At 70.8% G+C, this 25,599-nt stretch carries 16 protein-coding genes; 11 read left to right on the top strand and 5 right to left on the bottom strand.

The window, feature by feature from the left end; all coding sequences use genetic code 11:
- Positions 1-257 precede the first annotated feature (257 nt).
- Positions 258-1,658, bottom strand: a complete 1,401-nt coding sequence (locus JNB61_RS05730) for an MFS transporter (protein WP_220339007.1) — start codon at positions 1,656-1,658, stop codon at positions 258-260.
- A 131-nt stretch (positions 1,659-1,789) separates the two neighbouring features.
- Here JNB61_RS05730 and JNB61_RS05725 point away from each other — a divergent pair, with 131 nt between their 5' ends.
- Positions 1,790-2,503, top strand: a complete 714-nt coding sequence (locus JNB61_RS05725) for a GNAT family N-acetyltransferase (protein ID WP_368858213.1) — start codon at positions 1,790-1,792, stop codon at positions 2,501-2,503.
- Position 2,504: 1 nt separating this feature from the next.
- Here JNB61_RS05725 and JNB61_RS05720 read toward each other — a convergent pair whose 3' ends face one another.
- Positions 2,505-2,708 carry a hypothetical protein gene (locus JNB61_RS05720; RefSeq protein WP_223214642.1) on the bottom strand — a complete coding sequence of 68 codons (204 nt, stop codon included), beginning with the start codon at positions 2,706-2,708 and terminating at the stop codon, positions 2,505-2,507.
- A gap of 2 nt (positions 2,709-2,710) precedes the next feature.
- Positions 2,711-3,517, bottom strand: coding sequence for an SDR family oxidoreductase (locus JNB61_RS05715; protein WP_220339005.1), 807 nt, complete (start codon positions 3,515-3,517; stop codon positions 2,711-2,713).
- Between the two features lie 164 nt (positions 3,518-3,681).
- Here JNB61_RS05715 and JNB61_RS05710 point away from each other — a divergent pair, with 164 nt between their 5' ends.
- From JNB61_RS05710 to JNB61_RS05695, 4 genes are all read left to right on the top strand, one after another.
- Complete coding sequence (locus JNB61_RS05710; protein ID WP_220339004.1) at positions 3,682-4,599, top strand: cyclase family protein; 918 nt, start codon at positions 3,682-3,684, stop codon at positions 4,597-4,599.
- 210 nt (positions 4,600-4,809) lie between these two features.
- Entirely contained in the window at positions 4,810-4,968 is a 159-nt protein-coding gene (locus JNB61_RS05705; RefSeq protein ID WP_220339003.1) for a hypothetical protein, read from the top strand.
- A gap of 103 nt (positions 4,969-5,071) precedes the next feature.
- Positions 5,072-6,205, top strand: coding sequence for an o-succinylbenzoate synthase (gene menC / locus JNB61_RS05700; protein WP_220339002.1), 1,134 nt, complete (start codon positions 5,072-5,074; stop codon positions 6,203-6,205).
- Positions 6,206-6,357: 152 nt separating this feature from the next.
- The gene (locus tag JNB61_RS05695; RefSeq protein ID WP_220339001.1) at positions 6,358-7,209 is read left to right on the top strand and encodes a hypothetical protein; all 852 of its coding nucleotides are present in this window, start codon (positions 6,358-6,360) and stop codon (positions 7,207-7,209) included.
- Positions 7,210-7,396: 187 nt separating this feature from the next.
- On the opposite strand, the gene JNB61_RS05690 is transcribed toward JNB61_RS05695, so the two are convergent.
- On the bottom strand, positions 7,397-13,708 hold the full coding sequence (locus JNB61_RS05690) for a rhamnogalacturonan lyase family protein (protein WP_220339119.1): 6,312 nt from the start codon (positions 13,706-13,708) through the stop codon (positions 7,397-7,399).
- A 386-nt stretch (positions 13,709-14,094) separates the two neighbouring features.
- On the opposite strand from JNB61_RS05690, the gene JNB61_RS05685 reads away from it, so the two are divergent.
- From JNB61_RS05685 to JNB61_RS05665, 5 genes are all read left to right on the top strand, one after another.
- Positions 14,095-15,432 (top strand): alpha-hydroxy-acid oxidizing protein, encoded by a 1,338-nt coding sequence (locus JNB61_RS05685; protein ID WP_220339000.1) that lies wholly within the window; start codon positions 14,095-14,097, stop codon positions 15,430-15,432.
- Between the two features lie 63 nt (positions 15,433-15,495).
- A complete protein-coding gene (locus JNB61_RS05680) occupies positions 15,496-17,355 on the top strand; it encodes a vWA domain-containing protein (RefSeq protein WP_223214641.1) in 1,860 nt (619 codons plus the stop codon).
- 11 nt (positions 17,356-17,366) lie between these two features.
- Positions 17,367-18,401, top strand: coding sequence for a hypothetical protein (locus JNB61_RS05675; protein WP_220338999.1), 1,035 nt, complete (start codon positions 17,367-17,369; stop codon positions 18,399-18,401).
- Positions 18,402-18,471: 70 nt separating this feature from the next.
- Complete coding sequence (locus JNB61_RS05670) at positions 18,472-19,857, top strand: glycine--tRNA ligase (protein ID WP_220288838.1); 1,386 nt, start codon at positions 18,472-18,474, stop codon at positions 19,855-19,857.
- Positions 19,858-20,245: 388 nt separating this feature from the next.
- A complete protein-coding gene (locus JNB61_RS05665) occupies positions 20,246-24,058 on the top strand; it encodes a S8 family serine peptidase (protein WP_220338998.1) in 3,813 nt (1,270 codons plus the stop codon).
- 99 nt (positions 24,059-24,157) lie between these two features.
- Here JNB61_RS05665 and JNB61_RS05660 read toward each other — a convergent pair whose 3' ends face one another.
- Positions 24,158-24,745, bottom strand: a complete 588-nt coding sequence (locus JNB61_RS05660; RefSeq protein ID WP_220288840.1) for a TetR/AcrR family transcriptional regulator — start codon at positions 24,743-24,745, stop codon at positions 24,158-24,160.
- Between the two features lie 62 nt (positions 24,746-24,807).
- Between JNB61_RS05660 and JNB61_RS05655 the strand changes: the two genes are divergently transcribed.
- On the top strand, positions 24,808-25,590 hold the full coding sequence (locus JNB61_RS05655; protein ID WP_220288841.1) for an SDR family NAD(P)-dependent oxidoreductase: 783 nt from the start codon (positions 24,808-24,810) through the stop codon (positions 25,588-25,590).
- The last annotated feature ends 9 nt before the right edge of the window (positions 25,591-25,599 follow it).

Genomic DNA, 25,599 nt, shown 5'->3' with positions numbered 1-25,599 from the left:
TAGCGATGCGCCGTGCGGGCGCGATAGACCCCGGCGCGCACGCCCCGGTCCGAGCGCGGGGCACAGAGCACGGCGCGCGGATCGACGAGAGCGCGATCCTCGGTTGAGGAGCTGCGCCGAGTTGAGGAGCGTTCGGACGGGTCCGCTCCGCAGCCCGGCTCTGGTCCTCATTCGAGGACGAGGCGGCGCTCCGCAGCCCGGCTCTGGTCCTCATTCGAGGACGAGGCGGCGCTCCTCAGCTGAGGAGCCCCGCTCGTTCACTCGGGGAGGGACGGATGGCGCTCCTCGGGCGCGTGATGGCGCGGGATGAACAGGGCCACCAGCAGCGCGATGAGCGCCGCGCCGCCCCCGAGCAGGAACGAGATGTGGAAGGCCGCCGGCTCGGGCACGGGGACGCCGTCGATCTCGACCGCGAAGGTGGCGAGCACCGCGCCGACCACGGCCGCGGCGGTGCTCGTGCCGAGCGAGCGGAACAGGGCGTTGAGGCCGTTGGACGCGCCCGTCTCGGACTGCGGCACCGAACGCATGATGAGCATCGGCATCGCGGCGTAGCCGAACCCGATGCCGAAGCCGATGCCGATGTTCGCGACGAGGATCTGCCACACCTCGCTCGCGAACAGGAGGGTGAACCCGTAGGTGACGACGAGCGCGACGGCGCCGAGCACGAGGAGCAGCTTGGGTCCGACCGTGCGCGCCAGCTGCCCCGAGAAGGGCGAGAGCACCATCATCACGAGCCCCGCCGGCATCACGACGAGGCTCGCTGCCACGAGCGACAGGCCGAATCCACCGGCGGCGATCGGCAGTTCGAGCATCTGCGGGTAGATCACGTTCGACGCGAAGAGCGAGAAGCCGAACGCGATGGAGGCGAGGTTGGTGAGCAGGACCGGGCGACGCGCCGCGACGCGCAGGTCGAGCAGCGGATCCGCGATGCGCAGCTCGTACCAGCCCCACAGCAGCAGCACGGCGAGGCCGCCCAGGCCGCACGCGAGCACGGCGGGAGAGGCCCAGCCCCACTCGTTGCCCCGTGAGACCGCGAGCAGCACACCCACGAGGCCCACCGAGAGACCGAGGGTTCCGACGTAGTCGAACCTCCCTCCCGTGCGCAGAGCGCTCACCGGGACGATCCACAGCACGAGGGCGAACACGGCGGCTCCGAGCGCCGCCGACACCCAGAACAGCACGTGCCAGTCGCTGCGCTCGGTGATGAACGCGCTGACCGGCAGCCCGAGCGCGCCGCCCACGCCGAGCGTCGCGCTGATGAGGGCGATGGCCGAGTCGACCCTGTCCTCGTGCAGCACGTCGCGAAGGATCGAGATGCCGAGCGGGATCACGCCGGTCACGGCGCCCTGAAGCGTCCGTCCCACGATCACGCCGATGATGCCGGTGGATGCTGCGGCGATGACCGATCCCGCGACCAGCAGCGCCAGCAGCACGAGCACGATGCGCCGCTTGCCGTACATGTCGCCGAGGCGCCCGGCGATGGGTGTCATGACGGCTGCCGCGAGGAGGGTCGAGGTGACGACCCACGCCGTGTCGTCGCGGCTCGCGTTCAAGAGCTCGGGCAGCTTCGACTGGATCGGCACGACCAGCGTGAACATGAACGACGACGCGAGCCCCGCGATCGCCAGCACCGCCACGATGGCGCCCTGGCGAGGCATCCGGGTGAGTCTTCTTCTCGCGTCGTCGTCACCCGTACCCATCACTTCAGGCTATCGGCGCTCTGCCCACCCGGCTCCGCCGCCCACGGGCGAGGTCGGCGCGAGGGGGCGGGCGGGTGCAGACTGGGCACATGGCCGAGACCGCGACGCCGCCCGGCATCGACATCCGCTTCCTCGACACCGTCGAAGAGGTCCACCGCGCCTCCGCCGTGCTCGCCGAGGTGTGGGGCGGCGACCGCGGGGGCATGCCGCCGAACCTGCTGCGCGCGCTCGCCCACGCCGGCAACTATGCGGTCGGCCTGTACGACGAGGACCGCATGGTCGGGGCATCCGTCGCGTTCTTCGCGGAGCCCGCCGCGCGCTCGATGCACAGCCACATCACCGGGGTACTTCCCGACCACCAGGCGCAGGGACTCGGCCGCGTGCTCAAGCGCCACCAGCAGGAATGGGCCCTCGCGCGAGGCGTCGGCCACATCACGTGGACCTTCGATCCGCTCGTCGCCCGCAACGCCCATTTCAACCTGCGGGTGCTCGGCACGCGTGTCACCGAGTACCTCGTGAACCACTACGGTCCCATGGACGACGGCGTGAACCGCGGCGATGAGACCGACCGCATCATGGTGTCGTGGGCGCTCGCCGCGCCGCCCGTGCCCACCCCCGAGGACGAGCGGGTGGTCGCGTCGGTTGAGATCCCCCACGACATCGAGACCCTTCGCCAGGAGACGCCGGTGGATGCTGCGGTCTGGCGTGCGCGCGTGCGCGAGCAGCTCGTCGGCCACCTGGCCGAGGGCCTCGCCATCGGCGGCTTCGACGACGCGCGCGGGTATCTGCTCGTCCGGCCCTGACCTACTCCTCGGGGTCGCGGGTCGGGTCCCCGGGCCGCACGTCGGCGTCGTCGCGGATGTCGATGCGTGTGACGCCGTCGCGATGCGTGACGTCGATGCGAGGGTCCGCGTCGGACCCGACGGCGTTCGGCGCCGCCGTCAGCTGGTCGCGTCGCTTCTCCTCGTCGGTCATGCCGGTGCGGTCGGCCCTGTCTTCCCGGTCCATGGTCATCCCCTCCGCCACTCGTCGCTCTTCAGGTGCGAGCCCGCCTGCGGACCCATCTGCAGCATGCCGCCGTCGACGCTCCAGCTCGCGCCGGTCACATAGCTGGCGGCAGGCGACGCGAGGAAGGCGACGACCGCGGCGATCTCCTCGGGCTTGCCCGGGCGCCCGAGCGGGATGCCGGGACGATGCGTGCGTTCGGCGTCTTCGGGATCCTGGTCCGTCAGCGGAGTCGCGATCTCGCCGGGGGCGACCGCGTTCACGGTGATGGCGTGCTCCCCGAGCTCCTGCGCCATCGTCTCGATGAGACCGCCCAGCCCGTGCTTGGCGGCGACGTAGGCCGCCGACCCGACGCGTGGCTGCGTCTCGTGCACGCTCGTGATGGCGATGAGCCGCCCGCCATGGCCCGCCCTCACCATGTGGCGTGCCGCCGCCTGAAGCCCGGCGAACGCGCCGTCCAGGTTCAGCGCGATGATCTGGCGCCAGTCCTCGATCGACACCTCGAGGAAAGGCCCGCCGGATCCGCCGCCGGCGTTGTTGACGAACACGTCGACGCCGCCGAGGCGTTCGACGAGGTCGTCGATGGTGCCGGCGACCGCGTCGAGCGCGGTGGCGTCGAAGCGCGTCACCTCTGCGGTGCGCCCGCGCTCGCGCACGGCGTCCGCGGTGCGCTGGGCGCCGGCCTCGTCGCTGTGCCAGGTGATGCCGACATCGAGGCCCGCGTCGGCGAGGGCGAGGGCGGTCGCCTGTCCGATGCCCGAGTCCGAGGCGGTCACGATCGCGGTTCGTGGGGCGAAGTCGAAGGTGTCCATGCCGCGACGCTACGGACGACGCCGGGATCGGCCGACGGGGTTGCCATTTCTCGCCCGACCGCGTAGGCGCAGACGGAGCCATCCTGCCGAGTATGCACGGATCGCCTGCCATTGTGCACGTCACCCCGGAGGACCACGGATGCTGCGCCCCTAGGCTGACCCGCATGCCCGAGTACCGCGCGCACTTCGACTTCGACATCCGCTTCGCCAACGGCGGCGGCCTCTCCGGCACGGGGTTCCGGCTCGACCTGCCGGGCGCCGACACCGGCGAGGACGAGATCGCGCGGCTGCTGATCGCGCACCTCGGGCTCGCCCTCGTCGACGACGTGGAGCTCCGCGGTCTCCGCATCGTCGAGGAGCCTTACCGCGGGAGCAGGGGAGTGGATGCCGCGTCCCCCTCGACCGGCCGGACGCGCGTCGTGGATCTCAGCCACCCCATCCGGGCCGGCCTCGTGACCTACCCGGGCCTGCCCGCGCCGACCATCACCCCGCATCTCACGCGCGAGGACTCGCGCGCCCGGTACGCGCCCGGCACGGAGTTCGCGATGGACGTCATCCATATGATCGGCAACACGGGCACGTACCTCGACTCGCCTTTCCACCGGTACGCCGACGGGAGCGATCTGGCCGGCCTCGACCTGTCGTCGCTCGTGGGCCTGCGCGCCGAGGTGTTCCACCTCGAGGATGCGTGGGATGCCTCGCGCCGAGGCATCCATTCATCCACGCTGGCCGATCGCGACGTGCGCGGCGCGGCCGTGCTGCTCCACACCGGATGGGACCGCTGGTTCGGTGAGCCCCAGTACGGAGTCGGCGCGCCGTTCCTGACCGGCGAGGCCGCGCAGTGGCTGATCGACGCCGGGGCGGCACTCGTGGGCATCGACTCCGTGAACATCGACGACACCGAGTCGGGCGGCGAGCGCCCGGCTCACTCGCTGCTGCTCGGCGCCGGCGTGCACGTCGTGGAGCACCTGACGAACCTCGGGTCGCTGCCGCCGCGCCGCGCCCGGTTCACGGCAGCTCCGCCGGCGGTCGAGGGCTTCGGCACGTTCCCGGTGCGCGCCTTCGCCGAAGTCCCCGCCTGACCCGGGCGCCCGCGACCCTTCGCTTGTGGCCGTCCCAGGGCTCGCACTGCCTGGCTCACCTGTCGCGAAGTGCCGAGACCCCGGCAGATCGTGACAGGTGAGCAGATCACGGCCGAGGGATGTCGGAACCCCGGCGTACCGTGACACACAGGTAGACGGACGTATCAGCGCACACGCCCGCCGCTCTTCTCAAGGGAACGAGGAGGAGCCATGCGCGAGCACATCGAGATCCTGATCGTCGCCCTGGGCGACGTGCTGCGGGGAACCGCGCACCCGGCGGCAGAACCGCGCCGTCGGCGGCCGCGGGTCGCCCGGTCCACGTACGTCCCGGTCCTCCGCGACGCGCCGACCACGCGCTTCGCGCACTGACCGCGACGCAACGACCGCGCTTCGCGCACTGACCGCGACGCACCGACCGCGCTTCGCGCATCGACCGCCTCGCTGCATCGCCGCCCGGGCGTACGCTGAGCGCATGCCCATCGCCCGGCCGGCGGCATCCGTCACCCTCGAAGGCTTCGAGCTGCGCGTGCTGCACCTGCCCCTCGTCGCCCCCTTCACCACCTCTTTCGGCACCGAGACGGTGCGCGAGGTCATCGTCGTCCGGGCGCTGACCGCCGACGGCGACGGGTGGGGCGAGATCGTCACGCAGGCTGACCCGCTGTACTCGAGCGAGTACACGCAGGGCGCCTGGGACGTCGCGCTGCGCTTCCTTGCGCCGGCTCTGCTCGACCGCGCGCGCATCGCGCCGGAGGAGGTCGCGGACGTGCTCGAGCCTTTCAAGGGGCATCGCATGGCCAAGGCCGGCGTCGAGCTCGCGGTGCTCGACGCCGCCCTCCGCGCGGAGGGCCGCAGCTTCGCCGAGTACGCCGGGGCAGTGCGCGACCGTGTGCCGAGCGGGGTGTCGGTGGGGATCCAGCGCGATCCCGGGGCGCTCGTCGAGGCGGTGCGCGGCTACCTCGACGAGGGGTACGTGCGCATCAAGATCAAGATCAAGCCCGGTCGCGACGTCGGCGACACGGCCGCGGTGCGCGACGCCTTCGGCCCGATCCCGCTGCAGGTCGACGCGAACTCGGCCTTCACGATGGCGGATGCCGACACCCTCGCCGAGCTCGACCGCTTCGACCTGCTCCTCATCGAGCAGCCCCTGCAGGAGGACGACCTCGTCGACCATGCGACCCTCGCGAAGCGGCTTCGGACGCCGGTGTGCCTGGACGAGTCCATCGTGTCGGACAAGGCGGCGGCCGATGCGCTCGCGCTGGGCTCGGCATCCGTCATCAATGTCAAGGCCGGCCGCGTCGGCGGGTACATCGAGGCGGTCAAGATCCACGACCGATGCCTCGCGGCCGGGGTGCCGGTGTGGTGCGGCGGGATGCTCGAGACCGGGATCGGGCGAGCCGCGAACGCGGCGCTCGCCGCGCTGCCGGGGTTCACGCTGCCCGGCGACGTGTCGGCGTCAGCGCGCTTCTACCCCCGCGACATCGTGACCGAGCCCGCCGTGCTCGAGGACGGCCACGTGCGGGTCCCCGTCGGTCACGGTCTCGGCGTCGAGATCGACCCGGTCGCGCTCGACGACTTCACCGTCGCGCGCGAGACACTGACCCGCTGAGCTCGCGCCCGCCCATGCCCGTCGATTCCCGAGCGCGGACCCTTCTCAGGATCGACGGCGGATGGATGCGGCGACCCGCCGCACGCGCGAGGTCGAAGCGTCGGCCGGTCCTGCGAACGGTCTCCCGAGCGAGCCGCGCCGGACGCGGCAGGGTGCTCGGGACGAGCCTGGCGCTGCTGATCCTGACCGGCTGCGCGTCGGCCGCCCCCGAGGTTCCCGAGCCCGCCGCCACGCTGCCGGCCGGAGCGTTCGTCGAGCTCCAGCAGCTGCGTTCCGATGTGGCGGGTCGGCAGGCTCAGGTGCATCTGGTGAACGACGGCGACGCGCCGCTCACGGTGCGGGAGGTGCGCGTCGAGGACGACCGGTTCGACGGCCCCGCCGCCCGGGTGATGGAAGGCCGCGTCAGCACCGTTCCCGCCGGGAGCAGCGTCGACATCCGCGTGCAGCTGCCGCCCGTCGACTGCACCGCGCCCGACGACGGCGAGGCACGGGTCGTGCTCGAGCTCGTCGAGGACTCCGACTCGACCGAGGTGACCGCATCCGCTTCCGACCCCCTCGGCTTCGTCGCAGAGCTGCACGCCCGCGAGTGCCTGCTCGAGCGGGTGACGGATGCGGCGTCCCTCGTCTTCTCGGACTTCGAGCCCTCCGCGCCCGGCGCGCCTGCCGCGCTGGAGCTCACGGTCACCCCGACCGGTGGGGGCGCGCTCACCGTCTCGGGCATCGGACGGACGAACCTCATCGACTTCGCCGGTCCCACCTCGGAGGAGGTCCACCCACTCGGCGTCGAGGTGGCCGAGGGCGACGCCGAGCCGGTCGTGGTGCAGATTCCGATCGTGCCCCTCCGGTGCGACCCCCACGCCGTCCAGGAGGACAAGCGCGGCACGATCTTCGACCTCGGGGTCGAGCTGGACGGCGAGGCCGGCGAGGTGGAGCTGTTCGTCGGCGAGGAGATGCGCGGCCGCATCCTGACCTGGGTCGCCGCCTGGTGCGGGTTCGGCGGCTGATCCCTGCGTTGGCGCCGAGCGCGGCGCGTTCCACTCGCTCGTCCCTCGCTCGCTCAACGAGCGGAACTTGAGTATCGGTCGTGAGCGGAGCGCGCTCGGCGCGCGAAGTGGAAACGCCCCGGGCTCGGCGCAGGACGCGATGCGGCCGGCCGCCGCAGGGCGACCGGCCGCGTCTGCGTGACCCGGACTACTTCACCGTGACCGTGATCGCCTTCGAGCTGGTGGCTCCGGCGGCGTTGGCGAACTCGGCGACGTAGGTGTACGTGCCGGGGGCGCGTCCCGCGACGGCGGTCCCCGCCTGCTGCGCGTTCGGGGAGGCGGCGGTCAGCGACTGCTGGTCGATCACCGTGCCGTTCTCGAACAGGCGGTAGGTGGTGGCGTTGGTGCCCCACCACAGGTTTGCGGTCACTGTGTAGTTGCCGTCCTTGTCGTAGTTGTCGTGCGAGAGGACGGGCGTCGCGGGCGCAGCATCCTTCACCTTCACGGTCACCGAGGTGGTCGAGGTGGTGCCCTTCGCGTTGATCAGCTCGCCCGTGTACACGTAGGTGCCGTTGGGCTTGCCCGACACGTCGACCGTCGACAGCTGCGCCTTCGGCGAGTTCGCGTCGAGCAGCTTCGTGGCGATGGGCGTGCCGTTCTCGTACAGCTGGTACACCGCGCCGTTGACCCCAGACCAGAGGTTCATCGACACCGTGAACGTGCCGTCGTGCAGGCCGTCCTCCCAGCCGGAGTTCGTCGACAGCACACCGCGGCCGGGTGCCGCCGTCGCGCCTTCGTCGTCGAACACCAGCAGCTGCACCGACGCGGCGGTGACGAGGCCGTCGTGGTTCACGGCGTTGACCGTGAGCGTGTGCACGCCCACCTTGTCGGCCAGCGCGATGGCCTCACCCGGCGCGACCGGCTCGCCGTCGAACGCGATGTCGAGGTTGCGCACGCCCGACTCCGGGTCGTCCGCACTCACCCCCACCGTGAACGTCGCCGTGCTCGGCAGCAGCGTGCCGTCCGCGGGCAGCCCCGACAGCACCGGTGCGGTGGTGTCAGTCGCCCCCGAGGGGTCGCCGGTGACCGCGATGCGCGGTGCCGGCGGCTCTGTCATCCCGTCGCCCAAGAAGAACGAGGTCTGCGGCGGCTGGTTGTAGCCGGTGTTCTGCCACGCGACCGACAGGCGGTAGACCGGGTCGTGCATCAGCGCGCGGAGGCGCAGGTCGGTCTCGTCGGTGGTCGAGTAGATCCGCAGCTCGCTCGAGTCGGCTGAGCGCCACGCGATCTCCTCGCGCCAGTCGCCGAACAGGTCGGCCTGCAGGTTGGGCGTTCCCTTCGTCGAGTTGTTCGACCGTGCGCCGTCGGCCTTCACGATCACGTCGGCGGTCTCGGTCTCCCAGCTCCACTTGGCGATCGTGGGCACGCCCTGGGACGTCGTCGCGTTCCAGTCGTGGTCGACGATCTCGCGGAGCGGGTCGCCGTCGAACCACGCGAGGAAGTTCGCCGCCGGGATCTTCTCGCCGATCAGCTCGCCCGTGGACGACTTCAGCTGCCCGACCGGGGAGTTCCACGCGGCGTCGCCGCCGATGGCCCATCCCTCGGCCCCTTCGTGGCGCGGGTCGATGTCGCCGGAGGCGGCACGACCGGTGTCCTTGACCGCGGGGATCGACCAGAGCACCTCACCCGTGCGGGCATCGCGCATGGTCGCGCCGAGGTTGCCGGAGTTGCCCATGTCCTCGTGGGCCGCGAAGACCTCGAGGCCCGGGTTCGAGGGCACGAGATCCGACACGTGGATCGCGTCGCCGTGGCCGAGGCCCGTCGAGTACAGCAGCTCGCCGTCGTCATCGACCGTCGCCGAGCCGTAGACGATCTCGTCCTTGGCGTCGCCGTCGACATCGGCCACCGACAGGTTGTGGTTGCCCATCCCGTAGAAGCCCTCGTTGCCGTCTTCGTTCGAGTCGAGCACCCATCGCTGGGTGAGCTGTGAGCCGTCGAAGTCGTACGCCGCCATCACCGCGCGGGTGTAGTACCCGCGGCTGAAGACCGCGCTGGGGTGCTCGCCGTCGAGGTAGGCCGTCGCTGCCAGGAACCGGTCGACCCGGTTGCCGTAGGCGTCGCCCCAGGCCCCGACGTCACCGCGGGCGGGCACGTAGTCAACCGTGTCGATCGCGGCGCCGGTGAGGCCGTTGAACACCGTGAGGTATTCGGGCCCGGTCACCACGTAGCCCGAGCTGTTGCGGTAGTCGGCGCTGGCGTTGCCGATCGGCTGGCCGACGCCGTCGATCGTGCCGTCGCCGGTCTTCATGATCACCTCGGCACGTCCGTCGCCGTCGTAGTCGTACACCTGGAACTGCGTGTAATGCGCGCCCGCCCGGACGTTCACACCCAGGTCGATGCGCCACAGCCGCGTGCCGTCGAGCCGATAAGCGTCGAGGTACACGTTGCCGGTGTAGCCGGCCTGCGAGTTGTCCTTCGCGTTCGACGGGTCCCACTTCACGAGCAGCTCGTACTGGCCGTCGCCGTCCACGTCGCCCACGCTGGTGTCGTTGGCGGAGTAGGTGTACGGCTGGCCGTCCTTGCTGTACGCGTCCGCCGGCTTGTCGAGCGGCACCGACCGGTACGCACCGGTCTGCACGCCGAACGAGTCCGTCTCGGTGGTCTCGACGCCGTCGAGCACCTGGGTGATGAAGTAGACGGATGCTGCGCCCCCGGCCTCGTCGAGATAGTTCGTCGAGTCGGTGATCGGCGTCGTGGTCACCCGCTTGCCGTCGCGGTAGACGTGGAAGGCCACGCTGTCGGGATCGGTGCCGAGCATGCGCCACGACACCAGGTTGCCGGCATCCGTCGATACCGCCGCCGGAGCGCGGTCGAGGTACTCGGCCTGCCGCTGCAGCACGGTCACCGCCTCGGTCCGGAGCTGCGCCGAGGCCGCGCCGGCGCCGCCCGCGTTCACCGCGACCACCGTGTAGAAGTACGGGATCGTGGTGAGCACGTCGGTGTCGGTGTGGCGGCTCGCGTCGGCGACGCCGACCAGCTCGCCGCGCTCGCCGTCGACCTCCGACCGGAACACCAGGTAGTACAGCGCGCCGAGCGGCTGCGCCCACGAGAACTCCACCGAGCGCTTCTCGATGCTCTCGACCGTGAGCCCCGACGGTGCCGCCGGCGGCGTCACGTCGGCGTCGACGAACGAGACCTCGACGGTGGCCGAGGGCACCGACTCGAGCTTCGTCTGGTCGACGGCGGTCACGTGGTACGCGTAGTCGAGCCCGACGCGCGCGGTCGTGTCGACGAACGTCGGCTCGCTCACCGCGGCCACGAGCACCGGCTTCGCGTCGAACGGCGAGGTCCGGTACACGTTCCACGTGAGGCCGGGCTCGGCGTCCCACGCCAGCGACACGCTGGGCGCGGCCGGGTCGGCGTTCACGTCGGTGACCTCGAGGCCCACCGGCCCGAGCAGGATCGGCGTGATCTCGAGCCCGTTGAGGCGCGTTCCCGCCGCGGCGCCGTACGCCTCGACGTTCAGCTGCCCGTCGGTGACGAGGAACGGTCCGCGCAGCGTCGAGTTGACGCTGCCCGTGCCGGCGTTGCCGGTGCCGGCCTCCTTGCCCTCGATGCGGAAACTCGTGCGCGTCGAACCGATCCAGTCGCCCGAGTACGTCTTCACCGAGTACGTGCCGTTCGGCACGTCCAGGGCGAAGGTCGAGCTGTCGCCCGGGAGCACGAAGTCGCGGACGAGATCGTTCGAACCCGTCGCGGCGCCGCGGTCACGGCCGGCGTTCGCGGCGAGCGGGTTGCGGAAGCCGTATCCCCGCTCGGCCGTGTAGGCCGTGTTCGGGTTGACCTCGGTGTACCCCGCCATGAGCGGGTTGCCCGCGAGCTGGAAGTCGTATTTGTACCGCGCCTGCTTCGTCGTGAAGGTCACGGCGGCGCTCGGTGCGGACTCGCCGCGGCCGTTCACCGCGACCACGCGGTACCGGTAGCCGGTGCCCTCGGCGAGGCCCTGGACGATCGAGCTGGTCTGCGTCACCATGCCCACGAGCGTCCACTCGGGTGCGGCGTCAGCGACGGCCTGCCGGTAGATCTTGTAGATGTCGGCCGTCGGTGAGGCGTCCCACTGCAGCGTCGCGCCGCCGTTGCTGATCGCGCCGGCCACGACGTTCTGCGGGGCCGCGGGAACGTCGGCGGGCGGTGCGATGTCGGCGACCTTCGCGGCGAGCGGGGAGTCGAGTCCGGCGACGTCCTGCGCGATGAGGCGTGCCATCTGGATGGCGCCGTACTCCTGGAAATGCGTGTCGTCGACGATGCCGGCGGGCCGGTTGGGGAAGATGCCCGGGTCGACGTGCAGGAACACGGCCTTCGCCGCCTCCGGGCCGATCTCGTTCAGGTACGCGCGGCTGGACGCCGACAGGTCGACCAGCAGCACGTGTTCCTCGGCCGCGAGCTCCTTCATCTTGTCGACGTACTCGGGGAAGCTCACGTTGAACAGGCCGGTGGCCGCGTCGAAGCTGCGCCGCGAGACGGGCGTGACGAGGATCGGGGTCGCGCCGCGCTGGCGCGCGCCCTCGACGTAGACCCGCAGGTACTCCTTGTAGTCCGCGGGGCTCGCGTAACGGTCGTCGACGCCCTGGGTCGCGTCGTTGTGGCCGAACTGCACGAAGAGGTAGTCGCCGGGACGGATGCTGCGCAGCACCTCGTCCAGACGGCCCTGCGTGATGAAGTTCTTGGACGAGCGGCCGCCGATGGCGTGATTGGCGAAGGCGATGTCGTCGGCGAAGAACCGGTCGATCATCTGGCCCCACCCGGCCTGCGGTGCGTATGCGGTCGGGTCGTAGGTCTGCACGGTCGAGTCGCCCGTGATGAACGCTGTCGAGATGGCCCCGGCGACGCGCGCCGGCAGGCGCGTGATGGTCAGAGCGTTGACGACGGGCGCGTCACCCGCGAACTGCAGCGTCAGAGTGCCGTCCACGAGCGCGATCGTGAACGACATGTCGAGGAACGCACCCGAGGCCTGCGGGTTCGCCAGCACCTTCGCGATGCTCTCGGCCGTCACGGTCGTCGTGGTCGGCGCCTCTGCGTCGCCCGACACCAGGCGCACCGAGTAGTCGCCGGCGCCGAGGTCGACCTCGAACGTCGAGCCCGCCGCCGCGACGAAGTCGCCGCGCAGCGCGTCGGCGCCGCCGCGGTCGACGTCGGGCGTCGCCGACGTCGGCGCGGTCGAGAAGCCGTAGCCCCACTCCGCGTTGTACGCCGTCGACGACGTCACCGACAGCGCGGCCTCGGCGACCTGACCCGGGCCGAAGTCGAACGTCACGACGTCGCCCTCGGGGAGCGGGGTCGGGGCGGTGTAGACGTTCGAGGTGACCGATGCCGAGGCCGGAGAAGCGCCCGCCTGGTTGCGCGCGGTGACGCGGTAGGTCCACTGCTGGGCCGTGTCGGCAGCATCCGTGTATCCAGGCGTCGCGACGGTCGCGATCTCCGCGAAGGCGCCGTCGGTGCCCGCGCGCTCGACGACGTACTCGTCGCCGTTCGCGACGGCCGACCACGAGAGCACGACCGCGTCGCGCGTGACCTGTGCCACGGCGAGGTCGGCGGGCGCCGCGGGAGCGACGAGCTCGGGGATGACGCCCGATCGCACCTCTGCCGACGGGGCGGAGGCCACACCGTCGTCGTTCACGGCGACGACCGCGTACGCGTACGAGGCGCCCTCGGTGACCGAGTTGTCGCTGTAAGAGGGGTCGGTGGTCTCGGCGATCTGCGCGAACACACCCGTGGTGTCGCTCGCGACGGCGGCGCGGAGAACCTGGTACTTCGTGGCACCCTCGACGGCCGCCCACGTGAGGTCGACGCCGTTCCAGGCGACGCGGGTCGTGGCGAGGTCGGTCGGGGCGTCAGGAACGATCGGCGCGACGACGAGGCCGTTGACGTACGCGCCGAGACCCGAGCCGGTGAAGCCGACCGTGAGCTGGCCGTCGGTGACGGTGGCCGTGAAGGTCGCCGTCGTATTGAGACCCTTCGCCGAGGTCAGGCGCGTCTGGGCGATCCCCTCGAGCGTCACGGTGGCGTTGGTGCCGGACGCCGAACTGAGGCCGTCGCCGATCGTGACGGTGACCTCGTAGTCGCCCTCCGGAACGCCGTCGAGGTTGAAGCCCCAGGTCAGGCCGGCGACGAAGTCGTCCTCCATCGGGCCCACGGGGGAGCCGTCGGTGCTGCGGTCGCGGTCGAAGAGGGTTGCGCCCTCAGGCAGCGTGATGCCCCAGCCTGTCTCGGCGGTGTAAAGCGAGCTCGTCCGCACCTGCTGCCAGCCCTCGGCGACGGCGCTCGTGGCGGTGCCGAAGTCGAAGCGCCAGGCGCCGTCGTCGCCCGGCGGGAGCAGAGCCGCGGCGGGGGTTGCGGTGATCAGCGCCGCGACCACGGCGGTGGCGCCGGCGATCGCGGCGAGTCGAAGCCCGCGGCGGGGTGCGCGGGCGGCGGGGGCGTGTGGAGCGGGTCGCGTCGCGCCGTCGGCGCGTGCGGACACGTGGGGCACGGTTCCTCCTGTTGTCAGCATCGGCAAAGGATGACGGCGCACACCGCGGCGTCGCGGCATCCGTCGTCTGAACCGGGCGCGTACGGACTCGAGCCCTGTCCGGTGATGGACCGCGCTGGTGCCGCGGTCCGGGTTTTGTTGTCGAGAGCATGGAAAGCGTTTCCCGTGCTCGATCGATCGCAGTCTGACATGGCACCGAGTCGCGAGGCAAGAACTTCGTGAAACGTTTTTACGAGTTGACCTGCACACCTTGCGCCGATGCCGCACGGTGCTCTAGGGTTCCCGGCGAACGCTTTCCCAACCCCCGTCGCCGATGCGTATACGGACCGTGTCGGCGGCGGGTTCGACGTGCCGTCGTTCTGCGTAGGCTGGCGGGCATGGCTCAGCGAAGCGCCGCCCCCGACGATCCCGCCGCCGCGTCGCGCGGCATCTCGCGCCGGGCGCAGTCCGACATCTACCGCGCCGGCATCAGCGGCATCCGGCCTCGCGTCCCCGTCGACACCGACGCCCTCGAGGCCGCGGCGCGCAAGGCGCTGAGCGCCGAGGCGTTCGCGTACGTCGCCGGGGGAGCGGGCGCCGAGCGCACCGTCGCCGCGAACCGAGCGGCGTTCGGCCGCTGGCAGGTGTGGCCGCGGCCGCTGCGGGATGTGTCGTCGCGCGACCTGTCGATCGACTTCCTCGGCGCGCGGCGGCCGACCCCGCTTCTGCTCGCCCCGCTCGGAGTCATGGAGATGGCACACGCCGAGGCCGACCTCGCGGTTGCGCGGGCGGCGGCCTCCCTCGGCGTCCCGTACACGCTCTCGAATCAGGCGTCCTTCCCGATGGAGGACGTTCGGGATGCCGCGCCCGACGGCGCGCGGCTGTTCCAGCTCTACTGGTCGGCGTCCGACGAGCTCAACGCGTCGCTGCTCGGCCGGGCCGAGGCATCCGGATGCGAAGCCGTCGTCGTGACGCTCGACACCCACCTGCTCGGCTGGCGCACGCGCGATCTCGACCTGGCCTACCTGCCCTTCACGCGCGCGATGGGCATCGCGCAGTACACGAGCGACCCCGTGTTCCAGCAGCTGGTGCGCGAGCGGTCCCGGGGGACGGATGCTGCCGCCGACGCCCCGCCGCCGCTCAAGATCACCCCGAAAGCGGTGGCCGCGGGGGTGCGGATCGCGCGCAAGGGCGCGGCCGTCACGGGCACGACGAGCGTGCACGAGAACCTGCGCTCGCCGCTGCCGCGTGCCGCGGTGGAGACGTTCCTCGACGTGTTCTCGACGCCCTCGCTGACATGGGGCGACCTCGCGAAGGCCCGGCAGTGGACGTCGCTGCCGATCATCCTGAAGGGCATCGTGCACCCCGACGACGCGATCCGCGCGCTCGACGCCGGGGTCGACGGGATCTGGATCTCGAACCATGGCGGGCGTCAGATCGACCAGTCCGTGCCGACCCTCGAGGTGCTGCCGACGATCGCCGAGCGCGTCGGCGGGCGGGTGCCGATCGTCTTCGATTCCGGCGTGCGGCAAGGGTCCCACCTGTTCATCGCGCTCGCGCTCGGTGCGACCGCGGTCGCCCTCGGGCGCCCATACTCCTACGGCCTCGGCATCGCGGGCGAAGCCGGCGTGCGGGAGGTGGTGCGCAACGTGCTGGCCGAGCTCGACATCACGCTCGGTCTGTCGGGACACACCTCGATCGCAGAGCTGGGGCGCGACGCTCTGCGCCCCGCGTGATCTCCCGCTCGGGAAGGTACCCGGCGTCTGTGCGTGCCGACGGCTGAGCCGTAGGCTTCTGCCATGCCCGCACGAAGCCGGCGCTCGTCCGCCGACACCTCGCCCCTCGCCCGGTTCCGACCGCGTCTGCGCGCCGGCGGAGTGCTGCTGGTGGCCTCCGCGATCGCCCTCACCGGCTGTTTCGGCGCCGACTCCGAGGTCGAAGGAACGGCTGACGGCGACTTCGCCGACGACGGCTGCACGAGCGTGGTCGTCGCGACCTCCTCCGAGAAGGTCAACATGCTCGACGCGCTGGCCGACGCCTTCAAGGAGTCCTCCCAGCACGAGCAGCTCGCCGAGTGCGCGACGGTGCGTCCGATCAACGTGTCCTCCGGCGATGCGACCCGCTTCCTCACCGCGGGCGGAGACTGGCCCGACGACGACACCCGGCGCTGGCCCACGATGTGGTCACCCGCGTCGACGGTCTGGACCGATCGGGTGGCGGCCGCAGCATCCGCTTCCCTCGTCGGCGAACCCGAATCGTTCACGCACACGCCGGTCGTGTTCGGCGTTCCCGAGACGATGGCGAAGGCGCTGGGCTGGCCCGGTGCCGAGATCGGCATCGCCGATTTCGAGGCGCTCTGCCAGGATCCCGACGGCTGGGCGAGCGTGGGCAAGCCGCTGTGGGGCTCGTTCAAGATCTCGAAGACGAACCCCAACACCTCGACGACGGGGCTCTCGGCCATCCTGATGCAGTCGTACGAGGCATCCGGCAAGACCGCCGATCTCACCGCCGAAGACGTCGCCGCCGCGGCGGAGTTCTCGCGGGTGTTCGAGGAGTGCGTGATCCACTACGGCGATACGACGGGCAAGGTGCTGACGCGCCTCTACGACGAGACGCAGAACGGCGCCGGCGGCTCGGGTTACGTCTCGGCGGTGGCGCTGGAGGAGACGTCGCTGCTCAACTACAACCAGGGCAACCCCGACTCTCACACCGTGCAGCCGGGCGAGACGCTGACCCCGCCGAAGGAGAAGCTCGTCGCGGTGTACCCGTCGGGCGGATCGATGTGGTCCGACAACCCGATCACGGTGCTCGGCGCCGACTGGGTGACGCCCGAGCAGGCCGAGGCCGGTGCGGCGTTCGCCGCGTTCCTCCAGACCGACGCGGCGCAGGAGATCCTCCCCGACTACGGCTTCCGTCCGCTGGACGCCTCGGTGCCGCTGGGCGACCTGTTCAGGGCGGAGTACGGGGTCGATCCGGCGGGGCCCGCCGTGACGCTGCCCAAGCCGGCCGTCGACGTGGTGTCGGCCGCGATCGACCAGTGGACACAGATCCGCAAGCCCTCGTCGGTGCTCGAGGTGATCGACATCTCGGGCTCGATGGACGAGGCGATCGGCGACGGTCGCTCGAAGCTCGACGGCGCGATCGAAGGGGCGCAGGCCACGCTCGGGCACTTCCGCGCGTCCGACGAGGTGGGCGTCTGGGCGTTCACGACCGGCGTCGAGTCGGACGCGGGTGAGAACATCGTCGTGCTGCGGGGCGTCGAACCCCTCGCATCCGACAAGGAGTCCGTCGACGCCTCGCTCGATGACCTGCGCTTCGCTCACCGCGACGGCACCCCGCTGTACGACGCGGTCGCCGCGGCATACGACGAGATGGTCGCGCGGGCTCAGCCCGGTCGCATCAACGCGATCGTGCTGCTGTCGGACGGCCAGGACACCGACTCCGAGATCTCGCTCGACTCGCTCGTCGCGAAGATCGGCGCCTCTTCGAAGGAGGGCGGCGACGACGCACCGGTGCGCATCTTCCCGATCGCGTACGGCGAAGGCGCCGACACCGGCGCCCTCCAGCGCATCGCCGAGGCGACCGGCGGCCAATGGTTCGACGCGTCCGACGCGGCGAAGATCGACCTCGTCTTCGCGTCCGTCATCAACAACTTCTGAACGGCGGACGGATGCTGCACACCCTCGCCGCCGACGGCTCCGGCGTCTACGTCGACGAGGCCGAGGAGGCGCTCGCGCAGAACAACGTCTACGTGTCGGACGAGGTGCAGGGCGCCGACGCCCTGCGGCAGACGTTGGAGCAGCAGGTGACCGACGAGTCGATCGCGGTCGCGGTGTTCTCCGACAACGCGGCGCTCGAGGCGACGGGCGGGGACATCGTGACGGAGCTCGCGGGGCTCCCTGGATACCAGACGATCATCGTCGCGGTCGGCGACGACCTCTCCGCGGGTTCGCGCGTGCTGGAGACCGGCGAGGCCCTGCGCATCGCGAACGAGGCCGAGGACTCCGCCGACTCGCTCGAGGACGCGATCCTGCAGACCGTCGACGGGGTGGTCGCCGCGACCCCCGCCGAGGCGAGCCAGGGTGGTGGGGTGGACGGCGGTCTGGTGGTCGGCGGCGTGCTGGGTCTCGTGGTGCTGGTTGCCGCCGGCGGTGCGCTGTGGGCGGTGCTGCGGCGGCGGCGCCACGGTGCGTCCGGTCATCACGCACCGCTTCCCGACACCGTGCGCCCGCTCGTCGGGCGGCTGCGCGCTCTGAGCGGCGAGTACGCGGCGGCCGGAGCATCCGGAAACCACGACGCCACCGAAGTGGCGGGCGAGATCGTGACCGTCGCGAACAACACCACCGAGCTCTTCGACCGCCTCGACCGCAAGGGCGACGAGGGCCAGCGGGCGACGGCCGCCGTGGAGTACGGCGAGACGCTGCGGAAGCTCACCGCGGCGCTCGACCGCGACTACCTCCTCGACATCCTGCAGCACCCCGATCTGTGGGACGACCCGGTGGACCGCGTCCGCGAGGTGCGCACCGCGCTGACCTCGTTCTCGACGGAGCTCCTCGAGAACATCAAGCAGGTCAACGCCCGGCGTGGCCTGCACTTCCAGGTGTCGCTCGACGGCCTCATCGGCCGCCGCAAGGAGCTGCAGGAGTGGGACCGCGCGTTCGAGCGGGCGGATGGCGACACCGGGCCGGCTGCGCGCGACGACTAGAATCGACGGATGCCGCGTTCAGCGGCCTCTCGCACCCTCGTGCATCCCCCTCCCGACCATTGGAGCCACCGTGGCCGAGCAGTCTCGCCTCGACAAAGTCATCGCCCTCGCCCGTCATCGCGGGTTCGTGTTCCAAGCGGGTGAGATCTACGGCGGGTCCCGATCGGCATGGGATTACGGCCCCCTCGGCACCGAGCTCAAGGAGAACATCCGCCGCCAGTGGTGGCAGACGTTCGTGCGCGGCCGCGGCGACATGGTGGGGCTCGACTCGTCGATCATCCTGCCCAAGCGCGTGTGGGAGGCCTCCGGCCACGTCGCGACGTTCACCGACCCGCTGGTCGAGTGCCTGCACTGCCACAAGCGCTTCCGTGCCGACAACCTCATCGAGGACTTCGAGGCCCGCAAGGGGCGCAAGGCCGAGAACGGTCTCGCGGACGTCCCGTGCCCGAACTGCGGCACCAAGGGGCAGTACACGGAGCCCAAGGCGTTCTCGGGCCTCGTGAAGACCTACCTCGGCGTCGTCGACGACGAGAGCGGCCTGTACTACCTGCGTCCTGAGACGGCGCAGGGCATCTTCGTGAACTTCTCGAACGTGCTCACCGCGAGCCGCAAGAAGCCGCCGTTCGGCATCGGCCAGGTCGGCAAGGCGTTCCGCAACGAGATCACTCCCGGAAACTTCATCTTCCGCACGCGCGAGTTCGAGCAGATGGAGATCGAGTACTTCGTGCCGCCGGCCGAGGCGCAGGAGTGGTTCGAGCACTGGGTGGACGAGTGCTGGGACTGGTTCGTCGGCCTCGGCATCGACCCCGACAACATGCGCCGGTTCGACGTGCCCGAAGAGGACCGCGCCCACTACTCCGACGGCACGATCGACGTCGAGTACCGCTTCGGCTTCGCCGGCAAGGAGTGGGGCGAGCTCATGGGCGTCGCCAACCGCACCGATTACGACCTCGGTTCGCACTCCGAGGCATCGGGTCAGTCGCTGACCTACTTCGACCAGGCCTCGGGCGAGAAGTACATCCCCTACGTCATCGAGCCGTCGTTCGGCCTCACCCGCGCGATGATGGCGTTCCTCGTCGACGCGTACCACGAGGAGGAGGCCCCGAACGCGAAGGGCGGCACCGACACCCGAACGGTGCTCAAGCTCGATCCGCGTCTGGCCCCGGTCAAGGTCGCGGTGCTCCCGCTGTCGCGCAACGAGCAGCTCTCCCCGATCGCCCGCGAGGTCGCCGAGACCCTGCGTGGCGACTGGAACATCGACTTCGACGACGCCGGCGCCATCGGCCGCCGCTATCGTCGCCAGGACGAGATCGGCACGCCCTTCTGCGTGACGGTCGACTTCGACTCGCTCGACGACCGAGCCGTGACCGTGCGCGACCGCGACACGATGGGCCAGGAGCGCGTCCCGCTCGAGGGTCTGCACGCGTACCTCGCGGAGCGCCTGAAGGGCGCCTGACCCGCAGGAGAACGGATGCCTCGACCCGGCCGGGTCGAGGCATCCGTCGTTCCGGCTGCTGTCGCGGGCGGGATGACGCGCGCCCGGGCTGAGGGCTACCCGCATCGCTGCCATGTCGGGCGTGTAACGACTCTGTGACCTCGCTCAGGGATCGTATACGCTGCCGATCGGTAAGTGGCTGATCACAACATATTTCGCCGGCTCCGGGCCTGTGACAACGCTTTCCGTCCATGTAAATTTCCGCGCGGGACCCTTGCGGGAGCGCTCCCACCGCTGTTTGAGTCGACGCATCGATCGGCATGGATGCTGACGGCGATCTTCGGCATCCGGTCCCCACGAAACACCACGGTCTGCCGCGCCGCTGGCTCCCGCAAGCACAGGAGCACATGTGAGGTACAGAGCCAGAAAGAGCGGCGCCATCGTCGCCGCCGGGGTCATCGCAGCGGCGACGGCGGTGACAGCGCCCGCCGCCGCCGCAGCAGCACCCGCCACCCCCGCACCCCCGGCGACCTCGGGGTGGGTATCGACGCCGCCGTCCGCGCCCGTCACCCTGATCACGGGCGACAAGGTCGCACTGCACGAGGACGCGTCCGGAAAGCCGGTCGTCGAGTTCACGCCCGCGCCCCGGGCCTCGAACGTGCCCGTGAGCTACTCCGCCTACGGCGACGAGGACCACTACTACGTGATCCCGTCGGATGTCGCGGCGCTCGTCCCCGGCGAGCTCGACCTCAACCTGTTCGACGTCAAGACACTGGCCTCCATCGGAGGCAGCGGCGTCCCCGTCATCGTGAAGCCCGCGGACGACGCGGATGCCAAGGCATCCGCCGCCCAGTGGAAGGCACTCGACGTCGACGCCGACCGCACCCTCGAGTCCATCGATGCCGTCTCGGGTGAGGTGCCCGCCGAGGGCGCGCCCGCGCTCGTCGAAGAGCTCGCGGAGGGCGACGCCGTCGAGAAGGTGTGGCTCGACTCGCCCGTGACGGGCGCCGACCTCACGTCTGCCCCGCAGATCGGCGCGCCCGCCGCGTGGGAGGCGGGTCTGAACGGAACCGGCACCGTCATCGCGGTGCTGGACTCGGGCATCGACACGACGCATCCCGACCTCGACGAGGGGATCGTCATCGCCGAGAAGGACTTCACGGGTTCCGGAAGCCCCAAGGATGAATTCGGCCACGGAACGCACGTCGCATCGATCGTCGCGGGCTCAGGCGAGGCTTCCGGCGGCGACAACCGCGGCATCGCGTACGGTGCGAAGCTCCTCAACGCGCGCGTCATCAACGCGCACAACGAAGGCGCGACGTCGTGGATCATCGACGCGATGGAGTGGGCCGCCCAGCAGGGCGCCGACGTCATCAACATGAGCCTCGGCATCCAGGGTGAGTACACCGACGGCACCGACCCCGGCTCGCTCGCGGTCGACTCCATCTCGGAGCGGTACGACACGCTCGTCGTGATCGCCGCGGGCAACGACGGCGAGCACGGTGCGACCACCGTCACCACCCCCGGCACGGCGCAGTCCGCGCTCACCGTCGGTGCGCTCAACCAGTGGGACGGCATCGCGACGTTCTCGTCTCGTGGGCCTCGGTTCGGTGACGCCGGCGTCAAGCCCGACATCACCGCGCCCGGCGCCGAGATCCTCGCGGCCCGCGCCGCGGGCACGATGCCCGAGATCCCCGCGGACCAGCTCTACTTCGTCAACGGCGGCACCTCGATGGCAGCCCCCGCCGTCGCGGGTGCGGCAGCGATCCTCAAGTCTGCCCGGCCCGACCTCGACGGCGAAGCGCTGAAGGCCGTCCTCATGGGAACGGCCGTGCCGACGTACGGCGACATCTGGCGCGAAGGCGCCGGCAAGGTCATGATCCCAACCGCGCTCGGCCAGCCGCTGTACGCGGACCCGGCGTCACTGTCGTTCGGTGTTTTCATGTCGCCGCGGGCGACGCAGGAGCCGCGCACCAAGACCCTCACGTACACCAACACGGGAGACACCGACCTGACGCTGCACCTCGTGCCCGCGGTATCCGGGCCCGACGGGCAGCAGGCGCCCGCTGGTCTCCTGAGCCTCTCGGCCGACACCCTCACGGTGCCCGCGCACGGCACGGCATCCGTTGACGTGACGATCGACCCGCACGCCGACGACCCCGACTTCTACACGGGGACCGTGACGGCGGCCGGCGCCGGATTCTCCGCCGTGCGCACGGTTATCGGCTTCCAGATCGAGCCCAACATGGCAACAGTGCACCTCACCGCGACACAGCCCGACGGGCTGCCCGTCGAGTCGGCGAGCATCGCGACGTTCTACGGCATCGACGACCCGTCGTACGAGAAGTTCGTGCAGATCAAAGGTGGCAAGGCGGATGTGCGCCTCCCGCTCGGCCGCTACGCGATCCTCGGCACCCTCATCAACAACCGGCCGGGCGCCGCGCTCATCTCCGGCACGACGCTCTTCACGCTCGACGTCGACCTGCCCGAACTCGGCGAGTACCCGGTCGAGATCGACGGGACGCGGGCGCTGCCGGTCACGGTCGACACCGAGAAGAAGGCACAGGTGACCAACTACGAGCAGGTGCTCGCGCGCACCCTGCCCGGTCGGTGGGGCCCCGTGCGGCAGACGACGGCGAACAGCGCGATCATCAGCCAAGGAGGCCTTCCGGATGCCGTGTACATGCTCGCGCAGGGTGAGCTCGAAGGCGAGGAGACCCTCGGGGAGAGCTGGATGCTGGGGGCTCCCGAACTCGACGTGAAGGTGTCCGCGGGGTCGGCGTCCATCGACCTCTCCGAGGAGCTGCGCTACGGCGTGACGTCGCCCGAGCTCACCGGCAAGGTCAGCGCGGCGATCGTCGACGCCGGTGCGGGCACGCCTGCTGAGCTCGCGGAGGCCGACGTCACGGGCAAGATCGCGCTCGTCGAGGCTCACCCCGCCCCCGCGGGCGACCCCAGGATCCTGCTTCTCAACGCGCAGGCCGAGGCCGCCAAGGACGCCGGGGCTCTCGCCCTGATCGCCTACGGGGCGACCGACGGACCCTACTGGGAGGAGATCGACTTCCGGGCGATGGGCGAGTTCCCCGACAAGGTGCTGCCGACCCTCACGCTCTCGCGTGCGAAGGGGCTCGAGGTCGTCGCGCTCGCGTCGGGCAAGAAGGGGGCCAAGGTCACCGGCACGGGACACCCGTACGCGCCGTACGACTACGTGTTCGGCAAGGTCGAGCAGGGCATCCCGTCTTCGCTGGCCTACCGTCTCGACTCGGCCAATACGGCGACGGTCGAGAGCGAGATGCGGGGGCAGGTCGCCGGCAGCTCGCTGCAGGAGTGGCACATGGTCCGGACGCCTGCGACCTACATCGGGTTCGTCCGCTGGACCGACGAGCCGATCGTCGACCGCACGATCCACTACTACGCCGACCCTGACGTGCTCTACCAGCACGACGCCGAGGCGTACGCGGGCGGCGGCGACGCGACGGTCTTCCCGACCCGGTTCCGTGGGGAGGAGCGCTTCTACGCGCCCGGCGAGACCGGCACGCAGACGCTGCTCGGCCAGGTGGTGCACGGCGGTCTGCTGCCCGCTCCGGCGAGCCCGTGGCAGGCATCCGTGTACCGCGACGGCGACACACTCGGGGTCAACCTGCCGTACCGCGTCGACGGCGAGGGGCATCCGAACACGGACGGTCCTGACGGGGGCACCGACAGCTGGTTCGAGCTGTGGCAGGACGACGTGTTGATTGCCACGAGCGAGTACCCCTCCGGATGGCTGCAGGCGCCTGCGGAGGAGCACACGTACCGCCTCGCCTTCGGGACCAGCCGGTACGAGCGCTGGTGGACGCAGTCGACCAAGGTATCGACGGAGTGGACCTTCACGAGCGGCACGGCGGATGCCGCGACGATCCTGCCGCTGCTGCAGCTCGACTACGGCGTGCAGGACCTCACGGGCCTGAACGTCGCGTCGGGCAAGAAGGTCGTGCTCAAGCCCGTCGTCTCGCACCAGGACGGCTCGACGGGGTCCGCGATTCAGGGCTTGAAGCTGTGGGCGTCGTACGACACCGGCAAGACGTGGACCGCCGTCGCCGTAAGCGGGTCCGCCGGCGCGTACTCCGCCACCATCACCCCGCCGAAGGGCACGACGAAGATCGCGCTGAAGTCGGAGGCCTGGGACGCCGCCGGCGGCGTCTTCAAGGAGACGGTGATCGACGCCATCGCCCTGCAGTGACGCGCGCGTCGCAGCGGTGAGGAACGGCGGATGCCTCGACCCGGCCGGGTCGAGGCATCCGTCGCTGTCGTTCTGCCTGAACTCGCCCGCACTCCGGGTCTACGGCTGGAGGCCGCTGCGCACGAAGTCGATGACCGCGTCGGCCGCGGTCTCCCACGGCACGCCGTTCAGCAGGTCGTCGGTCGCGAGCGTCGCGACGCCGTGCACCGATGCGAACGCGACGAGTGCATGGCGTTCCGGCGGGCCGGCGCGGACCTCCCCGGCTTCCTGCCCCTCCGCGACGAGGGAGACCAGCCCTGTCATCCCGACATGGCTGAGCGTGCGGAGTTCTTCCGACGCCTCCGGGTGGTGCTTGGCGGAGTACATGACGGCCAGCACCGCCGGATGCGACACCGCGAAGCCGATGTACGCCCGACCGGCTGCCGCGAATCGTTCCGAGAAGGGTCCGGGCCGGGTCGAGGCATCTGTCAGTGCCGCGTTCATGCGTGCGAACCCCAGGGCGGCGAGAGCGTCGAGCAGGGCGGCCTTGTCGCGGAAGTGGCGGGCGGATGCCCCGTGGCTGACACCCACGTCGCGCGCGAGCTGGCGTAGCGAGAGGCCGTCGGCCCCCTCCTCGTCGACGACGTCCCACGCTCGCTCGAGCAGCGCCGCCCGCAGATTGCCGTGGTGGTAGGTGCGCTCCGTCACGGTCCCACCTTAGTGTGATGTTGGCGTTGACAACAATGCTGTCAGTGTCTACATTGGCTCTCATGACCAGGGACTACCGCGGGACGACCGCGCTCATCACCGGCGCCAGCGCCGGACTCGGCGTCGAGTACGCGACGCAGCTCGCCGCCCGCGGCGCCGACGTGGTGCTCGTCGCCCGCCGTGAGGACCGGCTGCGCGATCTGGCCGACCGGCTCACCCGCGACCACGGGATTCGGGCGACGCCGATCGCCCTCGACCTCACCCGGCCCGACTCCGCGGCCGCGTTGCGGCGGGAACTCGACGAGCGAGGGCTGCGGGTGCAGACGCTCGTCAATAACGCCGGCTTCGGCATGAAAGGTGCGTTCGCCGAGGCCGACGCGGCGCGGATCGGCGAGATGGTGCAGGTCAACGTGGCCGCGCTCGTCGCCATCACGCGCGAGGTGCTTCCGGAGATGATCGCCGACGGGCGAGGGGCGCTCGTGGGCATCGCGAGTACCGGCGCGTACCAGCCGTGCCCCAACATGGCGGTGTACGGGGCGACGAAGGCGTTCGTGCTGAGCTTCACCGAGGCGCTCGCGTACGAGACGAAGGGCTCGGGGCTCGGCGTGATCGCGGTGAGCCCGGGTGCGACGAGGACCGAGTTCTTCGACATCACCGGTGCCGACGCGGCCGTGGGGCGCTTCCAGACGCCGGCGCAGGTCGTGGAGCTGACCCTCCGCCGGCTCGATCGCGACGACGTTCCGCCGAGCGTCGTCTCCGGCCGCGCCAACGCCGTCGCGGCGTGGGCGGTGCGCGTGATGCCGCGACGGCTCACCCTTGCCCTGAGCGGCCGCGTGCTGCAGTAGCCGGGGCGG

Source organism: Microbacterium ureisolvens (assembly GCF_019511645.1).
Taxonomy (GTDB): Bacteria; Actinomycetota; Actinomycetes; order Actinomycetales; family Microbacteriaceae; genus Microbacterium; species Microbacterium ureisolvens_A.
The sequence above is the reverse complement of the archived record's forward strand: the minus strand, read 5'-3'. Positions and strand labels throughout refer to the sequence as shown.